The organism is Streptomyces sp. NBC_00513, from assembly GCF_041431415.1.
Lineage (GTDB): Bacteria > Actinomycetota > Actinomycetes > Streptomycetales > Streptomycetaceae > Streptomyces.
In genome coordinates this window covers 6,335,910-6,352,603 of sequence record NZ_CP107845.1, presented here as the reverse complement: position 1 = coordinate 6,352,603, position 16,694 = coordinate 6,335,910, and the positions used below count along the sequence as shown (strand labels likewise).

Genomic DNA, 16,694 nt, shown 5'->3' with positions numbered 1-16,694 from the left:
CAATGACGGGCATCCCACCTATCCGGACACCGCCGGCGATGATGCGATCCTGTCCGGGTTGTCATGCCCGGCCGCGCCCGCCGGCCCGAACCATCCGAACCGCCCGAACCATCCGAACCGCCCGGAGCAGTCTCCTGAACACCGTCCTCGCCGAATCCCTCTCGATCGCGCTGCTGCTCGCCGTGCTGGCCTTCGCCGTGGTCCGCCCCCGCGGACTGCCCGAGGCCACGGCCGCCGTGCCGGCGGCCGGCCTGCTCATCGCCCTCGGGGTGGTGCCGCCGGCCGACGCGTGGACCCAGGTCCGGGAACTGCTGCCCGTGGTCGGCTTCCTCGCGGTGATCCTGGCCCTCGCGCAGTTGTGCGCCGACGAGGGGCTCTTCCGGGCCGCCGGCGCGGCCGTGGCCCGCCGGTCCGCCGGGCGCGGACCGGTGACCCTGCTCGGCGGGGTCTTCGTCATCGCCTCCGTGGTCACGGCCTCACTGAGCCTGGACGCGACGGTGGTGCTGCTGACCCCGGTGGTGCTGGCGACGGCGGCCCGGCTCGGCGCACGGCCCCGGCCCCACGTCTTCGCGACCGCGCACCTCGCGAACACGGCATCCCTGCTGCTGCCCGTGTCGAACCTGACCAATCTGCTCGCCTTCGCGGCGAGCGGCCTCAGCTTCACCCGGTTCGCCGCGCTGATGACCCTGCCGTGGCTGGTGGCCATCGGCGTGGAGTACGCGGTGTTCCGGCGCTACTTCCGCGCCGACCTGAGCGTCCCGCCGGAGCACGTGCCGGAGGCGGCCGAGGAGGCACCGATGCCCCGCTTCGCGCTGGTGGTGCTCGCGCTGACCCTGGCCGGCTTCGCCGTGGCCTCCTTCGCGGGGGCGAGCCCGGTCTGGGCGGCGCTGGCCGGCACGCTGGTCCTGGCCGTACGGGCGCTGTGGCGTCGGGAGACGACCCCCCGGCGGGTCGTGGTCTCCGCCGCGCCCGCGTTCTGCCTGTTCGTCCTCGCGCTGGGGGTGGTGGTCGTGGGGGTGGTGGACCACGGCCTCGGCGACGGCCTGGCCGCGGTGCTGCCCGCCGGCGACTCCCTGCCGGCGCTGCTCGCGGTCGCGGCCGTGGCCGCGGTGCTGGCGAACCTGATCAACAATCTGCCCGCCGTGCTGGCCCTGCTCCCGCTGGCCGCCCCGGGCGGGGCGGGCCCGGTGCTGGCGGTCCTGATCGGCGTCAACATCGGGCCGAACCTGACCTACGCGGGCTCGCTGGCCACCCTGCTGTGGCGGCGCCTGCTGCACGTGCACGGGGACCGGGTGGCCCTGGGCGACTTCACCCGCCTGGGCCTGCTGACCACCCCGACGGCGATCGTGGCGGCGGTCACCGCGCTGTGGGCGGGCCTGCGGGTGCTGGGTACCTGACCCGGCGGGCCACCGAGCGGCCGGCCGGGGTACGGGCGCCGATAGGATCGGCAGATCATGACTGCAACCCTCGTCGCCAAGAAGCTCACCGCCGCGCACGGTGAGCGCACGCTGTTCGCCGATCTCGACCTCGTCGTCGCCCCCGGGGACGTCATCGGCCTCGTCGGCGTCAACGGCGCCGGAAAGTCCACCCTGCTGCGCCTGCTCGCCGGTCTGGACACACCCGAGACGGGCGAGCTGCGGCTGTCGCCGCCCGCCGCCGCCGTGGGGCACCTCCCGCAGGAGCCCGAGCGTCGCGACGGCGAGTCGATCCGGGAGTTCCTCGCCCGCCGCACCGGTGTCGCCGACGCGCAGGCCGAGCTGGACGCCGCCACGCAGGGGCTCGTGGACGGCACGCCCGGCGCGGACGACGCGTACGCGGAGGCCCTCGACCGGTGGCTGAACCTCGGCGGCGCCGACCTCGACGAGCGGGCCCAGGAGGTCGCCGACGACCTCGGGCTCTCCGTCGGCCTGGACCTTCCGATGACGGCGTTGTCCGGCGGGCAGGCGGCCCGCGCCGGTCTGGCGTCCCTGCTCCTGTCCCGCTACGACGTGTTCCTGCTGGACGAGCCCACCAACGACCTGGACCTCGACGGCCTGGAGCGGCTGGAGCGGTTCGTGAAGGGCCTGCGCGCGGGCACGGTCGTCATCAGCCACGACCGCGAGTTCCTCACCCGCACCGTCACCAAGGTGCTGGAGCTCGACCTGGCACAGCAGCAGGTCAACCTGTACGGCGGCGGCTACGACGCCTACCTGGAGGAGCGCGAGCGGGCCCGCGGCCACGCCCGCGAGGAGTTCGACGAGTACGCCGACAAGCGCTCCGCGCTGGAGGGCCGGGCCGCGATGCAGCGCGGCTGGATGGACAAGGGCGTCAAGAACGCCCGCCGCAAGGCCACGGACAACGACAAGATCGGCAAGAAGTTCCGCAGCGAGGCCAGCGAGAAGCAGGCCTCCAAGGCCCGCCAGACGCAGCGCGCGATCGAGCGGCTTGAGGTGGTGGACGAGCCCCGCAAGGAGTGGGAACTGCGGATGGAGATCGCCGCGGCGCCGCGCTCCGGCTCGGTGGTCGCCACCCTGCGCGAGGCGAGCGTCCGGCGGGGGGACTTCACCTTCGGTCCGGCGCACCTGCAGATCGACTGGGCGGACCGGGTCGCGATCACGGGGGCCAACGGCGCCGGGAAGTCCACCCTGCTCGCCCTGCTGCTGGGCCGGCTCACTCCCGACTCGGGCTCGGCCACGCTCGGTTCGGGTGTCCTGGTCGGCGAGGTCGATCAGGCCCGCGGACTGTTCCTGGGCGACGAGCCGCTGTTGGAGGCCTTCTGCGCGGCGGTCCCGGAGACCGAGCCCGCCGAAGTCCGCACCCTGCTCGCCAAGTTCGGGCTGAAGGCGGTGCACGTGCTGCGTCCGGCCGCCACCCTCTCCCCCGGTGAGCGGACCCGGGCGGCCCTGGCGCTGCTCCAGGGTCGCGGGGTGAACCTGCTGGTGCTCGACGAGCCCACCAACCACCTCGACCTCGCGGCCATCGAGCAGTTGGAGGCCGCGTTGGAGTCGTACGAGGGGACCCTGCTGTTGGTCACCCACGACCGGCGGATGCTGGAGGCGGTCCAGGTGACCCGCCGCCTGGAGGTCGCGGACGGCAGGGTCACCGAGCTGTAGTCCGCCGGGCCGTCCCGCCGGTGGGGCCGGGCGCCCGGTCGCGGCCCGGCCCTCCGGCCGCGGGCCTCACCGCGCGACGCCCTGCCCGGGGGCGCGCCGTTCGCGGGCCATCTTCCGCGCGACGAACCCGCGCGGGAGGTGGCGGACGGCGAGCGCGTACGCCTGGTAGCGCCGGCCCGTGATGCTGACCGGACGGCGGCGGGCCAGGTCCCGCAGGGCCTTGGCAACCACCGCGTCCGGCTCCAGCCACACGGCCTCGCGCAGGGCGCTGACGTCCATCCCGGCGCGCTGTTGGAACTCGGTGCGGGTGAAGCCCGGGACCACCGCCAGCACCCGGACGCCGTACGGCTCCATGTCGACGCGCAGGGACTCGCTGAACGCGGTGACCCAGGCCTTGGCCGCCCCGTACGTCCCGGTCGGCAGCAGTCCCGCGACGGAGGAGACGTTGAGCACCGCGCCCCGGCGGCGTTCGCGCAGTCCGGGCAGGAGGGCGTGGGTGAGGCGCAGCGGGACCTTGACGAGGAGGTCCAGCATGCGCTCCTCGTCCGCGATCGGGCTGTACGGGAAGGGTGCGGGCAGCCCGAAGCCGGCGTTGTTGACCAGGATGTCCACGGGGTGGTCCCGGTCCGTGAGGCGGTCCTCGACCGTCGCGCGTTCCTCGGCGTCGAGCAGGTCGGCGGGCAGTACCTCGCAGGTCACGCCGAACTCCCGGCCGAGTTCCGCGGCGACGGCGTCGAGCCTGTCCTTGTCGCGGGCGACGAGCACCAGGTCGCAGCCCTTGGCGGCGAATCCGCGCGCGAAGGCCGCGCCGAGGCCGGCGTTGGCCCCGGTGATCAGAACGGTGGTCAAGAGAGCGTCACTTCCGTGTCGTCGAACGGTCGGTGGGGCGGGTCGGGTCGGCTCGGGTCAGGGGGTGAAGCCGGTGGTGGAGGGTGAGGCGTAGGCCTCCGCGACGTCGACGAGGAAGCGGGCCTCCTCCTCCAGGTCGCCCGCCTCGGCGGAGGTCTGGATCGCGGGCGGCAGTTCCAGGACCGCCGTGTCCCCCGGCTGCCGGCCGGGCAGTCCCGCGAGTTTGGTCTGTCGGGCTTCCTTGAGTACGCACGCCAACGCGGCCGCGGTGCGCCGCTGTTCGGGGATTCCGCTCTCGGCGACGTGGCTGCGGGCGAGTTCCGGTATGCCCGGGGCCACGTACTCCCCGAGGATCAGGATGGCGTCGCGCGTCTCGATGACCTTCCGGTACACGAGCAGGTGGCGCGGCATGGGCGGCCACAGCAGTTCCATGACCCGCCCGGCCCGCGAGGCCGAGAGCACCACGTGCGGCACGGCCTGGACCAGGTCCCGCCACAGGGGCCACAGTCGCCAGGCGGTGGCGATGTCGGCGGTGGTGCGGCGCAGCGCGAAGAGGGTCGGCACCAGGATCGCGGCGGCGCGCAGCAGTCCGTGCAGGTTCATCATGAGCGGCAGGGCGGGCATGGCCCAGGTGTTGGCGAACAGGGCCTTGAGGAGGTACGCGAACCAGAACAGGCCGGCCAGCGCGGTACCCAGGCCGAACAGCCGCAGGCCCAGGGCGAGTCCACGGCTCTCGGTCCGGCGGCTGTAGCGCCGGCAGACGTACACGCAGACGGTGTTGGCCACGAGGTGGGCGGAGATCAGCACCAGCCAGTAGGCGAGGGACGGTACGGGATCCCCGACCGGCGGCATGGCGTGGGTGCCGTGTTCGGGCGCGACGACGTCGAGTGCGACCAGGGTGGCGAGCCAGGCCGACGTGCCGATCCAGGCGGCGAGTTGGAGCCTGCGGCCGCGGGTGGCGGCTGCCACGAAGTAGAGGACCGCTCCCGCGGAGAGGACACCGATGAGGTTGCGCACCAGGCCGATGGTGTGGGCGTATGCGGTGTCGCGGCTCGTCGCGTAGGCGACGACCGCGGGGAGGTTCAGGGTCATCGCCGCGGCGGCGGTGGCGACGGCGAGCCACAGGCCGCGCTGTTGCGGGGAGCGCAGGGCGCCGGGGGCTCGCAGCAGGACGGCGAGCCACAGGATCACCACGCTGGGGACGGCGAGCCAGTCGCCGATGGCGGTCAGTTCAGCCGCCATCGCGCACACCCTGTTCGTAGCCCATGGCGGACTCCAGCCGGGCGAGGGGGCCGCGGTGGGCCGTGCCGGGCCGCGGGCCGGGGCCGACGGCGCGCATGCGGATCATGCTGGCGAGCATCTCGGCCTCCCGCTCCTGGCGCGTGGTGTAGTTGGTGCGGCCCAGGACCACGGGGGCGTGCCCGTCGGTCTCCTCGCCTTCCAGCGAGTGGTGACCGAAGAGGATGTGCCCCAGTTCGTGGAGCACGATGTGCTCGCGGTGCAGGGGGGTGGTCTGGGCCTCGTAGAAGACGTAGTCGACGCGGGCGGTGCCCACCCACAGTCCGCAGACCCCGGACTCGGCCGCTTCCTTGGGCAGCGGGTGCAGTCGGATCGGGCGGCCGCGCTGCTCCTCCATCCGGGCGCACAGGCTGTCGAGTGAAAAAGGATGCGTCAGATCCAGATGGCCGAGAATGTTCTCGCACCGTTTGCGCAGGCTGAGATTCCGATAGGGCATGTCTTCCCTCTTCGGACCCTTTCTCGGGCAGCGTTCATAGGTGTGCGTGGGCATGGGCATTACATCCTGTGCCATGGGACGGCCCCGAGGAGTTCGGCCCCTGAGGGGAAAAGCGGAAGCCCGTCCGCGCGTCACGAACGGGCGTTCCACCATCCCTACAGATCAGTTGAGGTGCTTGGCAAGGTATGTCCCCGTGTGGAGAACCTATTCGGCCATCCTCCGCGTGATCTCACGCGCTGCCCCGGTCAGCGGCCTCGGCGCTCCTCCTTGCCGGTGAGGCCGGCCCGACGCAGGGCGTCGGCCATCGCGCTGTTGGCGGGCGCCGGGGCTCCGGATCCCTGGCCGCCGCCCTGGCGCTGACCGCCCTGACCGCCCCGGCCCTGACCGCCGCCTTGGCGCTGACCGGCCTGGTTCGCCTGACCGCCCTGGCCCGCCTGACCGCTCTGACCACCCTGGCCCCGTCGGCTCTGGCCGCCTTGGCCGCCCTGCGGGGCCGCGCCCCGCTGCTGCGGGGGCCGGCCGCCGCCCCGGCGCTCCTCCCGGTCCCGGGGCGCCCCGGCGGGACGGTCCGCCCCGGCCTCGTCCTCCAGGCGCAGCGTCAGCGAGATCCGCTTGCGCGGGATGTCCACGTCCATGACCTTCACGCGGACGATGTCGCCCGGCTTGACCACGTCCCGCGGGTCCTTGACGAAGGTCTTCGACAGCGCGGAGACGTGCGCCAACCCGTCCTGGTGGACACCGATGTCGATGAACGCCCCGAAGGCGGCCACATTGGTGACGACGCCCTCCAGGATCATCCCGGGGGCCAGGTCGCCGATCTTCTCGACGCCCTCCTTGAAGGTCGCCGTCTTGAAGGCGGGCCGGGGGTCGCGACCGGGCTTCTCCAGCTCGCGCAGGATGTCCGTGACGGTCGGCAGCCCGAAGGTCTCGGTGACGAACTGCTCGGGCCGCAGAGACTTCAGGACCGTGCCGTTGCCGATGAGGGACGCCACCTCGCCGCCCGCCGTCTTACCCATCGCACGGACCACCGGGTACGCCTCGGGGTGCACGCTGGAGGAGTCCAGCGGGTCGTCCCCGCCGCGGATCCGAAGGAAGCCCGCGCACTGCTCGTAGGCCTTCGGGCCCAGCCGGGCCACGTCCTTGAGGCCCTTGCGGTTGCGGAAGGGGCCGTTGGCGTCGCGGTGGGCCACGATGTTCTCGGCGAGGCCGCCGCTGATGCCCGAAACCCGTGAGAGCAGCGGCGCGGAGGCGGTGTTGACGTCGACGCCGACGCCGTTCACGCAGTCCTCGACCACGGCGTCGAGGGAACGGGAGAGCTTCACCTCGGACAGGTCGTGCTGGTACTGGCCGACGCCGATCGACTTCGGGTCGATCTTGACGAGTTCGGCCAGCGGGTCCTGGAGGCGGCGGGCGATGGAGACCGCACCGCGCAACGACACGTCCATGTCCGGGAGTTCCTGCGAGGCGAACGCGGACGCGGAGTACACGGACGCGCCGGCCTCCGACACCATCACCTTGGTCAGCCCCAGCTCGGGGTGGCGGGTGATGAGGTCGCCGGCCAGCTTGTCGGTCTCGCGGGAGGCCGTGCCGTTGCCGATGGCGATCAGGTCGACCGCGTGCTCCTTGGCCAGCCGGGCCAGCTTCGCCAGGGACTCGTCCCACCTGTTGGCGGGGACGTGCGGGTGGATCACGTCCGTGGCCACGACCTTGCCGGTCGCGTCCACGACGGCCACCTTGACGCCGGTACGGAAGCCGGGGTCCAGGCCGAGCGTCGCGCGGGTGCCGGCGGGCGCGGCGAGCAGCAGGTCGCGCAGGTTGGCCGCGAAGACCCGTACGGCCTCGTCCTCGGCGGCGGCCCGCAGCCGCGTCCGCAGGTCGATGCCCAGGTGGACCTGGATCTTCGTGCGCCAGGCCCAGCGGACGGTGTCGGCGAGCCACTTGTCGCCCGGGCGGCCCCGGTCGCCCACGCCGAAGCGGCGCGCGACCATGCCCTCGTACGTGGAGGGGCCGGGCGTGTCGCTCGGCTCCTCCGGCTCCAGGTCGAGGCTGAGGACGTCCTCCTTCTCGCCGCGGAGCATGGCCAGGACCCGGTGCGAGGGCAGAGCGGTGAGGGGTTCCGCGAAGTCGAAGTAATCGGCGAACTTGGCGCCCGCCTCCTCCCTGCCCTCGCGGACCTTCGAGGCGAGCCGGCCACGTCCCCACATGCGTTCGCGCAGCTCGCCGATGAGGTCGGCGTCCTCGGCGAACGTCTCGGTGAGGATGGCGCGGGCGCCCTCCAGGGCGGCGGCCGGGTCGGCGACGCCCTTGTCGGCGTCCACGAACGCGGCGGCGGCGACGGCCGGTTCGACGGAGGGGTCGGCCAGCAGCCCCTCGGCGAGCGGCGCCAGGCCGGCCTCGCGGGCGATCTGCGCCTTGGTGCGCCGCTTGGGCTTGAAGGGCAGGTAGATGTCCTCCAGCCGGGCCTTGGTGTCGGCCGCGTTGATCCGGGCCTCCAGCTCGGCGTCGAGCTTGCCCTGTTCCCGCACGGAATCGAGGATGGCCGCGCGGCGGTCCTCCAGCTCGCGCAGGTACCGCAGTCGCTCCTCCAGGGTGCGCAACTGGGCGTCGTCGAGCATCTCGGTCGCCTCCTTGCGGTAGCGAGCGATGAACGGCACGGTCGAGCCGCCGTCGAGCAGCTCGACGGCGGCCTTGACCTGCCGCTCCCGTACGCCGAGCTCCTCGGCGATCCTGCCTTCGATGGACATCGTCACGGTGCGGTCCTGCCTGCCTTCGTACGTCTGCATGGGATGCGCGGAAGGCTGCCAATTGTGGCAGGTGCCGGTGACGGACGCCGGGAGCCGTGTCCCGCGCCGGTCGCCGCCTCTCCTCTCAGGCCTTGCCGATGAGGTCCGGGGGGAAGGCGCCGGCCGCGAAGGCCTTCGCGGCGAGGGCTCCGCCGAGCTCGCCCAGGCGGGCCAGGCCGCTCGCGCCGAGGTGTTCGTACGGGGCGGCGTCGAGTCGGTCGGTGTCGACCTCCAGTGCCTCCCGTACGGCCTTGCCGTGTGCGGTGAGTTCGTTGTCCGCGTCGAGGACGTCGCGGGCCCGCAGCCGGTCGGCCGCCGCCTCCAGGTCGGCCGGTTCCCAGCCGCGCGTGGCCCTGAGCCACTTCGGGGTCATGCCGCGGCCGGTCGCGGTGTGGCTGATCAGCGCCTCGACGGGGTCGAGGCCGGCGAGCAGCAGGGCGGCGAGGTGGCCGTCTCCGCGGTGTTCGCGCAGCAGGGTCGCCGCGTGCCACAGGCGCAGGTGCGGTTCCTCGGGGACGGGCAGGTCGGCGTGGGCGGAGTACAGGACGCGCGCGTGTCGGGTGCAGCCCTCGGCGGCGTACAGGGCCAGGTCGGCGGTCTCCGCGAGTTCCGCGGACTCGATGGTCTCGGTGCCGAGGAGGCGGCGCAGGGTGGAGTCGGCGGCGCGGAGCCGGGCGGCGAGGGCCTGCTCGGGGGTGAGGGTGTCCCAGACGGCGGGCAGGTGCCGGGCGACGAGGTCGTGGCGGTAGTTGTAGAAGGTCGCGGTCACGGTGCCGGGGCCGACGGCGCCCATGGCGGCCGACCGGCCGGCGAGGTTGACGGCGACGCGGTCGGTGACCCCGAGGGCGGCGAACTCCTTCGCGAGGTCCGGGGAGAAGTAGATGAGGGCGTGCAAGGGGTTGACCACCGCATGCCAGCAGTGTCGGGCGGCGCGTGGGGGAAGAGTCATACCCGGCAGATTACCGACTGCTTAGTATGGCGCAAGGTGGTGGGTGGGGCGCCCGATACCGGATTCCTCCCCGCCCGCCTCACGGGTGCTCCCCCGTCCCGTGGCGCCCCGACCCTTTCCGGACTTTCTCGCGCGGCGGGCCGGCGGGGCCGCGGGCCGAGGCGCTCGCACCGCCCCGGCGGGGTGAGCGGGCCGAGCCGGGCCGGACGCCGCCGGGTGGACGCCGCCGGGTGGACGGCACCCGACACGCCGGAGTCCGCGATCGACGACCTGTGACGGCCGAATGGCGATCATGTGACAGCAGGGGCCATGGACATGACGTGGGGCACCGCGCGTGAATACGGTCGAACGACGAGACCCCTGAACGGAACTGTCTCCCCTACCCCTTGGAGCTCTTCGTGCATCGGAAAGTCATCGCCCCGAGCGTGCTCGCCGCCTCCCTCCTGCTGGTGATCCCGGCGTCCGCGGCGAGTTCCGTCCCGGGCGCCGCGGGTATCGGCGACACCTACTACCCGGCGAGCGGCAACGGCGGGTACGACATCTCGCACTACGACCTGCGCCTTCAGTACCAGCCGAAGACGGACCTCCTGGAGGGCACCGCCACCCTCCTGGCGACGGCCCGCCAGGACCTGTCCCGCTTCAACCTCGACTTCGGCCTCAAGGTGAGCGAGATCCGGGTCAACGGCGTGAAGGCGAAGTTCGCCACCTCCGGCACCCAGGAGCTGGAGGTGACGCCGGCCCAGCCGCTCCAGCGGAACAAGCAGGCCAGCGTCGTCGTCAAGTACGCCGGAAAGCCATCGGAGTTCAAGGTCGACGGCTGGTCGGCGTGGCAGCGCACCCCGGACGGCGGCGTGGCGGCCCAGGAGCCCGACTCGGCGATCTGGTGGTTCCCCAGCAACGACCACCCGCTCGACAAGGCCACCTTCGACGTGTCCGTCAACGTCCCGGACGGCACCCAGGCCATCAGCAACGGCGTGCTCCAGTCGCAGACGTCGAAGCTCGGCTGGACCCGCTACAACTGGCGCTCGAACAAGCCGCAGGCCACCTACCTCGCCACCCTCGCCATCGGCAAGTTCGACATCACCACCGACAAGACGTCGAGCGGCCTGCCGATCCTGAACGCGTACAGCAAGGACCTCGGCGACAACGACGGCGCGGCGCGCGCCAGCGTGGAGCGGACCGGCGAGGTCGCGGAGTGGTTGGAGGGGGTCTTCGGCCCGTACCCGTTCAACGCGCTGGGAGGCTACGTCCCGAACGTGCCCAGCGGATTCGCGCTGGAGACCCAGACGCGGCCGTTCTACAGCCCGAGGCAGTTCGCCAACGGCTCGAACGTCTCGGTGGTCGTCCACGAGCTGGCGCACCAGTGGTACGGCGACAGCGTGTCCGTGGACAACTGGAAGGACATCTGGGTCAACGAGGGCTTCGCCCGGTACAGCCAGTGGCTGTGGTCGGAGAAGGAGGGCGAGGGCACGGCGCAGGAGCTGGCCGAGTGGACGTATGCCTCCCGCGCCGCCGAGGACCCGTTCTGGCAGGTCAAGCCGGGTGACCCGGGCGCGGAGAACCAGTTCCACGGCGCCGTGTACGACCGTGGCGCAATCGCCATCCAGGCGCTGCGCAACGAGATCGGCGACGAGAAGTTCTTCCAGATCCTCAAGGGGTGGCCGACCGAGCGCGCCTACGGCAACGCGAAGGTCGGGGACTTCGTCCGCTACGCCGAGAAGATCTCCAAGAAGCCCCTCGCCCAGCTCTTCGAGACCTGGCTGTACACCCCCGGCAAGCCGGCCTTCGCCCCGCCGGCCGCCGCCTCCCCGTCGGCCCGCTCGCTCAAGGCGCCGGCCGTCGAGCCGGTGGAGCCGAAGTCCTGGAAGAAGATCGCCGCGACGAACTCGATCCACGACCACTGAGCCACATCCCGTCGATCCCGGGGCCGGGCCCGGCTGTCCCCGGGTCCTGCTCGACCGATCCCGGGGATCCCGCTCGACCGATCCCCGGGGATCGGTCGACCGCACGCGCCGGCGTCCCTCAGTGGGCGCCGGCGCGTCGGCGTGCCCGGGCCTCCCGGGCGATGGGCAGGTAGCGCAGCCGCTCCGGGAGCAGCGGTACGAGGATCCGCACGGCCGTGCTGAACCGTCGCAGCCGGCGCTCCTGGGCCGGGGTCCACTCCAGCCCGACGGCCGCGCGGGCCTCGGGCGGCATGTAGCCGGCGGTGACGAAGGCACGGAAGCGCAGGAACACCGTCCGCAGGAGCGGCCAGGTCAGGCGCAGCAGGAGCCGGACCGCCGGCGAGCCGCCCTCGGGGCGGGGCAGGGGCACGTCGGTGGCGACCAGTTCGCGGGCGACCGGGGTGGACTCGATCTCCTCGGCCAGCATCCGGCGGTAGTAGACCCAGTACTCCTCGATGGTCCGGGGCATGTCCCGGTCGTGGATGCCGAGGATCCGGCCGACCTGGAGCCACTCGCGGTAGAGCTGCCGCTCCTGGGCGGGGGTGAAGCGGCGCAGCAGGTACCGCCCGGCGTACAGGTAGACCGGGAAGCCGGTGGCGTGGACCCAGGAGTAGCAGGCCGGGTCGAGCGAGTGGTAGCGCCGGCCCCGGGTGTCGGTGCCCTGGATCTCCTTGTGGAGGCGGCGCACCCGACGGCCCTCGGCGGCGGCCTCGTCGCCCCCGTACACCCAGAGCTGGACCGAGCGCAGCGAGCGTTCGCCCCGCCCCCAGGGGTCGGTGCGGAAGACCGAGTACTGGTCGACGCCGGCGCCGATGGCCGGGTGGGCGACCTGCATCATGAAGGCGGCGGGGAGCATGAGCAGCGCGCGGACGTCTCCGGCGATGGTCCACAGCACTCCGCCGGGCGCGGGTGGCTCGGGGTCGGGGCGGCGCGCGGCCGTCGGTCCGATGGGGGATGCGGGGTCCGTCTGCTTCATGACACAAGTATGCGAGCACCGGACGGCCGTCCCCCGGACAGAAAGTCTCTGCATGGGTGTTACCCAGAGGTAACTGGTGCTGCTTGTATGACGGCGTCGATCTTCCCCCGCAGGAATGATGGAGACCTCCATGCTGCAGATCTCGCCCCGCTCTCGTCGCGCCGTCGCCACGGCCGTCGCCGCGGTCGCCGCCGGCGCGCTGGCCGTCACCACCGCACCGGCCGCCACGGCCGCGGAGAGCGCCGCGACCCCCCGGCTCGACGTTCTGACCTACAACGTGTTCCTGATGAGCAAGAACCTGTACCCGAACTGGGGCCAGGACCACCGGGCGGCGGAGATCCCCAAGGCGTCCTTCTACCAGGGCCACGACGTGGTCGTGCTCCAGGAGGCCTTCGACAACGGCGCCTCGGACGCGCTGAAGGCCAACTCGGCCGCGCGGTACCCCTACCAGACCCCGGTCGTGGGCCGGAGCAAGAGCGGCTGGGACGCCACGGGCGGCGCCTACTCCGCCACCACCCCGGAGGACGGGGGCGTCACGATCCTGAGCAAGTGGCCGATCGTCCGCAAGGAGCAGGTCGTCTACAAGGACGCCTGCGGCGCCGACTGGTGGTCCAACAAGGGCTTCGCGTACGCCGTGCTGAACGTGAACGGCGCGAGGGTGCACGTGATAGGCACCCACGCCCAGTCCACCGACCCGGGGTGCGGCGCGGGCGAGGCGGCGCAGATGCGCAGCCGGCAGTTCAAGAACATCGACGCGTTCCTCGACGGCAAGAACATTCCGGCGAACGAACAGGTCATCGTCGCGGGCGACATGAACGTCGACTCCCACACCCCCGAGTACAACTCGATGCTCGCGGACGCGGACCTGGCCGGCGCCGACTCGCGCACGGGCCACCCGTACTCCTTCGACACGGCACAGAACTCCATCGCGAACTACCGCTACCCGACGGACCCCCGCGAGGACCTGGACTACGTGCTCTACCGCAAGGGCAACGCCCGCCCGGCGGCCTGGGAGAACAACGTGGTGAAGGAGCAGTCGGCGCCCTGGACCGTCTCCAGCTGGGGCACGTCGTACACGTACACCAACCTGTCGGACCACTACCCGACGATCGGCCGCTAGGCGCGGTGGCCCAAGGCTCCGGTCCGGCGGTGTGGGCTCCGGCTCACGGCAACCGCGCATTCAGGGCCCGGCGATGCGCCCTCTCGCCTTCGGGCGGGCAGGGCGCTTTCGCGCATTCCGGATCACACGAGAGCTGCCCTGCCCCCTACCCTGTCAGTGTCGAGCTGCAAGGAGAGGGGCAAGGCCCATGTCCACCGATGCTACTCCGGACCCGTACCGCGAACAGTTGGCCTTCGGCCAGAGACTGCAGATCCTCCGCAACCGCCGTGGGCTCACCCGCGATCAACTCGGTGGCCTCGTCGGCCGGTCCGGATCGTGGGTCAAGGCCCTTGAGACCGGCCGACTGAAGACTCCGGCTCTGCCGATCATCCTTCGCGTCGCCGAAGTACTCCGTGTCGGAAACCTCTCCGACCTCACGGGGGATCAGTCCATCCACATCGCACTGTTCACCGGGCCCGGACACCCGCGGTTCGCCGCCGTCCGCGAGGCCCTCAACACACTGCAGCTCGGTGGTACTCGCGAGGCTCCGTCTACCGAGCACCTGTCCGCCCGCCTGTCCCGAGCGTGGCAGGCCCGGCACTCCGCACCGAACCACCGCGACGTCATCGGGTCACTGCTGCCGGACCTCATCCAGGACGCGCAGGCCACGGTCCGAGCGGCGGACACGGTCGCCGACAGGAAGGCCGCTCAGGCTTCGCTGGCACAGGTCTACTTCCTTGCACAGTTCTTCTGCGCCTACCAGCCCGATGCCCCTCTCGTCTGGCGTGTGGCCGAGCGCGGCATGATGGCCGCCCAGGACTCCGAGGACCCGCACGCCATCGGTCTCGCCGCGTGGCTGACCACGCAGGCCCACCGCGAGAGCACGCACCTGGACGCTGCCGACGCCGTCACCCTGGAGACGCTCCGCTACCTGACGCCTCTCCTTCCCGACGCCGGTGCGGACGTGCGGGCCGTGGCGGGGGCGCTGACCGTCGAGGCCGGCCTCACTGCCGCGCGCCGGGGCGAGACGGGCACGGCATGGAGGTACTGGGACAGCGCGCGCGCCCTTGCCGAGTCCCTACCCTTCGACTACTTCCACCCCGTGACGAGCTTCTCCCGGTCGGTCATCGGCGCTCACGCGGTGACCGTGGCCGTCGAGTTGCACGCGGGCGGGGAGTCGGCACGGCAGGCTGCTCGCGCGGAGGCGGAGACAATCCCGTCCCGACCGCGCCGGGCCCGGCACCGGATCGAGCAGGCACGCGCCTACCACCTTGACGGCCAGCCTGACGTGGCGCTGGCCACGCTCGCGCAGGCCCACGAGGCCGCGCCCGAGACGATTCAGTACAACGGGCATGCTCGCCGCATCATCCTGGAAGAGGCGGAGGCGAAGTCTCCGCAGCGCCGTCGACGGGCCTCCGAACTCGCCGTCCGGTTGGGCGTGTTGACTGCGTAATCAAGGGGGCACAATCTGTGTCCCTGCCCTCCCGGTGCCGGCCCTACCGTCGTCCTACCACCCACTGACGACGGTAGGGAGCACTCCCATGACACCCGACGACACGCAGCACTTCGAGGAACTCGCCGCGAGGGCCCTGACCTCCTACGAGGATCGGCCCGACGCCGTGAGCGTGGCCCGTCTCGTCGACGATCTGATCACCGCGGGGCAGACCCTCCATGCCACGGTGACGGCGCTGCCCGCCGATCAGCGAACGGAGCGGGTGGGAGCGGCCCTGGTCGAGTGGACGTACTTCATCGACGTCGGCCCGCTGGGTGGCGACACCGACCACGCGAACTGGAACCACGCCCGGAACCTGGCCCGCATCGCACGCGTCCTCGCCGCGGCCCTCGCCATGCGGCGGTCGAGCGGGGTCCGGTGACGGAGCGGCTGCGGCAGGTCGTGTCCGTCGCGATCGTCGCCGGTCTCCTCGCCGCGATCCTTCTCGGCATCCGCTGAGCCCCGCCCAACCGGGCGGGCATCCTCGCACCTTTCGCCCCACGATGGGAGAAGAACATGGGCAAGCACAACGGTCCGCCGGCGGACAAGCCGTGGACACCCCCGCCCACTCCGGCGAGCCCGGACGGGGGCCGCCCTTCGCCCCAGCCCTCCTCTCCGCCCCCGGACAAGAAGTGAACCGCGCGACCTGCCGCGAGGCCCTGGCGACCGGCGGGTTGTTGCGTGAGCCCTGGCTGGCACAAGCCTTCGACAACGTGGACCGGGAGGCCTTCGTCCCCTCGGCCGTGTGGCTTCCCGTGCGGGACGCCGAGGGGCTCTGGCAGTTCGTCGACCGCGACGAGGATCCGCGGGCCTGGCATCGCGCGGTCTGGGACCCGTACCGGTCCGTGGTCACGCAGTTGGACGACGGCGCACGGCTGCCGGCGTCGGCCGCGGGCGATTTCACCTCTTCCGTGTCGGCCCTCGACATCGTCATGCGCAAGCTCGGCCACCTCGAACTCGACTCTGGATCAAGGGTGTTGGAGATCGGATACGGATCCGGCTATCACACGGCCCTGCTGTGCGAGCGGGTCGGATCGGACCGGGTGGTCGCCATCGAGGTCGACGAGGTACTCGCCCGCACGGGTGCCTCCAACCTGAAGGCGGCCGGGTATCACCCGAAGCTGATCGTCGGAGACGGCCTGAAGGGTGCCCCGGGCGGGGAGCCGTTCGATCGGGTCGTCAACACGGCGGCCGTACGGCGGGTGCCGTACGCCTGGATCGAGCAGTCGAAGCCCGACGGGGTGATCCTGACGCCGTTCGGCACGGCCTACAGCAACGCGGGGCTTCTGCGGCTCCGCGTGGACGGTACGGGCACGAAGGCGCAGGGCGCGTTCGTCGGCGAGGCCGCGTACATGTGGATCCGCTCCGAGCGGCCCGCCGTCGTCCTCCGCGTCCCCGAGGAGTCGACGAGGCGGCGGTCCCCGATCGACCCCGCGCAGGCCTTGACGGGCGGGTACCTCCAGGACTTCGCCATGGGTCTCCTCGTCCCGGACGTCTCCTCCTCGCACCGCGGCGACGACGACGAGCGGCGGGTCCAGTTCGTCGACGAGGCCGGCACGTCGGCCACCATCGTCCGGTACGGCGACTGGTGGGAGGACGACGCGGTCACCTCGTGGGGGCCGCGCGATCTGTGGGCCGAGGTGACAGCGGCGTACACCTGGTACGAGGTCAGCGGCCGGCCGCACATCACTCGCTTCGGCGTGACCGTGGACGGCGACGGCCAACGTGCGTGGCTGGACGAACCGCGGCGGTTGGTCCGCCGCTGACCGCGGCCCC

The 16,694-nt window shown here is 72.1% G+C and carries 13 protein-coding genes; 7 read left to right on the top strand and 6 right to left on the bottom strand.

Going from position 1 to position 16,694, the window contains the following annotated elements; translation table 11 throughout:
• Positions 1–38 precede the first annotated feature (38 nt).
• Positions 39–1,397, top strand: a complete 1,359-nt coding sequence (locus OHA84_RS29005; protein WP_371591477.1) for an ArsB/NhaD family transporter — start codon at positions 39–41, stop codon at positions 1,395–1,397.
• A 57-nt stretch (positions 1,398–1,454) separates the two neighbouring features.
• On the top strand, positions 1,455–3,092 hold the full coding sequence (locus OHA84_RS29000; protein WP_053677263.1) for an ABC-F family ATP-binding cassette domain-containing protein: 1,638 nt from the start codon (positions 1,455–1,457) through the stop codon (positions 3,090–3,092).
• A gap of 66 nt (positions 3,093–3,158) precedes the next feature.
• On the opposite strand, the gene OHA84_RS28995 is transcribed toward OHA84_RS29000, so the two are convergent.
• The 5 genes from OHA84_RS28995 to OHA84_RS28975 form a co-directional block, all read right to left on the bottom strand.
• Positions 3,159–3,941, bottom strand: coding sequence for an SDR family oxidoreductase (locus OHA84_RS28995; protein WP_266969033.1), 783 nt, complete (start codon positions 3,939–3,941; stop codon positions 3,159–3,161).
• Positions 3,942–3,998: 57 nt separating this feature from the next.
• The gene (locus tag OHA84_RS28990) at positions 3,999–5,183 is read right to left on the bottom strand and encodes an MAB_1171c family putative transporter (protein WP_266969035.1); all 1,185 of its coding nucleotides are present in this window, start codon (positions 5,181–5,183) and stop codon (positions 3,999–4,001) included.
• Positions 5,173–5,676 carry an ImmA/IrrE family metallo-endopeptidase gene (locus OHA84_RS28985; RefSeq protein ID WP_063839496.1) on the bottom strand — a complete coding sequence of 168 codons (504 nt, stop codon included), beginning with the start codon at positions 5,674–5,676 and terminating at the stop codon, positions 5,173–5,175. The genes OHA84_RS28990 and OHA84_RS28985 overlap by 11 nt, the downstream gene beginning before the upstream one ends.
• A gap of 245 nt (positions 5,677–5,921) precedes the next feature.
• Entirely contained in the window at positions 5,922–8,426 is a 2,505-nt protein-coding gene (locus tag OHA84_RS28980; protein WP_323181966.1) for a Tex family protein, read from the bottom strand.
• Positions 8,427–8,544: 118 nt separating this feature from the next.
• Positions 8,545–9,408, bottom strand: a complete 864-nt coding sequence (locus tag OHA84_RS28975) for a hypothetical protein (protein ID WP_266969039.1) — start codon at positions 9,406–9,408, stop codon at positions 8,545–8,547.
• 398 nt (positions 9,409–9,806) lie between these two features.
• Between OHA84_RS28975 and OHA84_RS28970 the strand changes: the two genes are divergently transcribed.
• The gene (locus tag OHA84_RS28970) at positions 9,807–11,312 is read left to right on the top strand and encodes a M1 family metallopeptidase (protein ID WP_266950558.1); all 1,506 of its coding nucleotides are present in this window, start codon (positions 9,807–9,809) and stop codon (positions 11,310–11,312) included.
• Positions 11,313–11,430: 118 nt separating this feature from the next.
• Here OHA84_RS28970 and OHA84_RS28965 read toward each other — a convergent pair whose 3' ends face one another.
• A complete protein-coding gene (locus OHA84_RS28965) occupies positions 11,431–12,327 on the bottom strand; it encodes an oxygenase MpaB family protein (RefSeq protein WP_266969042.1) in 897 nt (298 codons plus the stop codon).
• Positions 12,328–12,457: 130 nt separating this feature from the next.
• On the opposite strand from OHA84_RS28965, the gene sph reads away from it, so the two are divergent.
• From sph to OHA84_RS28945, 4 genes are all read left to right on the top strand, one after another.
• Complete coding sequence (gene sph / locus OHA84_RS28960) at positions 12,458–13,447, top strand: sphingomyelin phosphodiesterase (RefSeq protein WP_266969044.1); 990 nt, start codon at positions 12,458–12,460, stop codon at positions 13,445–13,447.
• 187 nt (positions 13,448–13,634) lie between these two features.
• Positions 13,635–14,879, top strand: a complete 1,245-nt coding sequence (locus tag OHA84_RS28955; RefSeq protein ID WP_266969046.1) for a helix-turn-helix transcriptional regulator — start codon at positions 13,635–13,637, stop codon at positions 14,877–14,879.
• Between the two features lie 88 nt (positions 14,880–14,967).
• Positions 14,968–15,300, top strand: coding sequence for a DUF6415 family natural product biosynthesis protein (locus OHA84_RS28950; protein ID WP_053677279.1), 333 nt, complete (start codon positions 14,968–14,970; stop codon positions 15,298–15,300).
• Between the two features lie 250 nt (positions 15,301–15,550).
• A complete protein-coding gene (locus OHA84_RS28945; RefSeq protein WP_053677281.1) occupies positions 15,551–16,684 on the top strand; it encodes a protein-L-isoaspartate O-methyltransferase in 1,134 nt (377 codons plus the stop codon).
• The last annotated feature ends 10 nt before the right edge of the window (positions 16,685–16,694 follow it).

Bases quoted from the DNA above. Each gene is read 5' to 3' on its own strand.
- OHA84_RS29005 (WP_371591477.1), top strand. From the start codon at position 39: ATGATGCGATCCTGTCCGGGTTGTCATGCCCGGCCGCGCCCGCCGGCC.
- OHA84_RS29000 (WP_053677263.1), top strand. From the start codon at position 1,455: ATGACTGCAACCCTCGTCGCCAAGAAGCTCACCGCCGCGCACGGTGAG.
- OHA84_RS28990 (WP_266969035.1), bottom strand. From the start codon at position 5,183: ATGGCGGCTGAACTGACCGCCATCGGCGACTGGCTCGCCGTCCCCAGC.
- OHA84_RS28985 (WP_063839496.1), bottom strand. From the start codon at position 5,676: ATGCCCTATCGGAATCTCAGCCTGCGCAAACGGTGCGAGAACATTCTC.
- OHA84_RS28975 (WP_266969039.1), bottom strand. From the start codon at position 9,408: ATGACTCTTCCCCCACGCGCCGCCCGACACTGCTGGCATGCGGTGGTC.
- OHA84_RS28965 (WP_266969042.1), bottom strand. From the start codon at position 12,327: ATGAAGCAGACGGACCCCGCATCCCCCATCGGACCGACGGCCGCGCGC.
- sph (WP_266969044.1), top strand. From the start codon at position 12,458: ATGCTGCAGATCTCGCCCCGCTCTCGTCGCGCCGTCGCCACGGCCGTC.
- OHA84_RS28955 (WP_266969046.1), top strand. From the start codon at position 13,635: ATGTCCACCGATGCTACTCCGGACCCGTACCGCGAACAGTTGGCCTTC.
- OHA84_RS28950 (WP_053677279.1), top strand. From the start codon at position 14,968: ATGACACCCGACGACACGCAGCACTTCGAGGAACTCGCCGCGAGGGCC.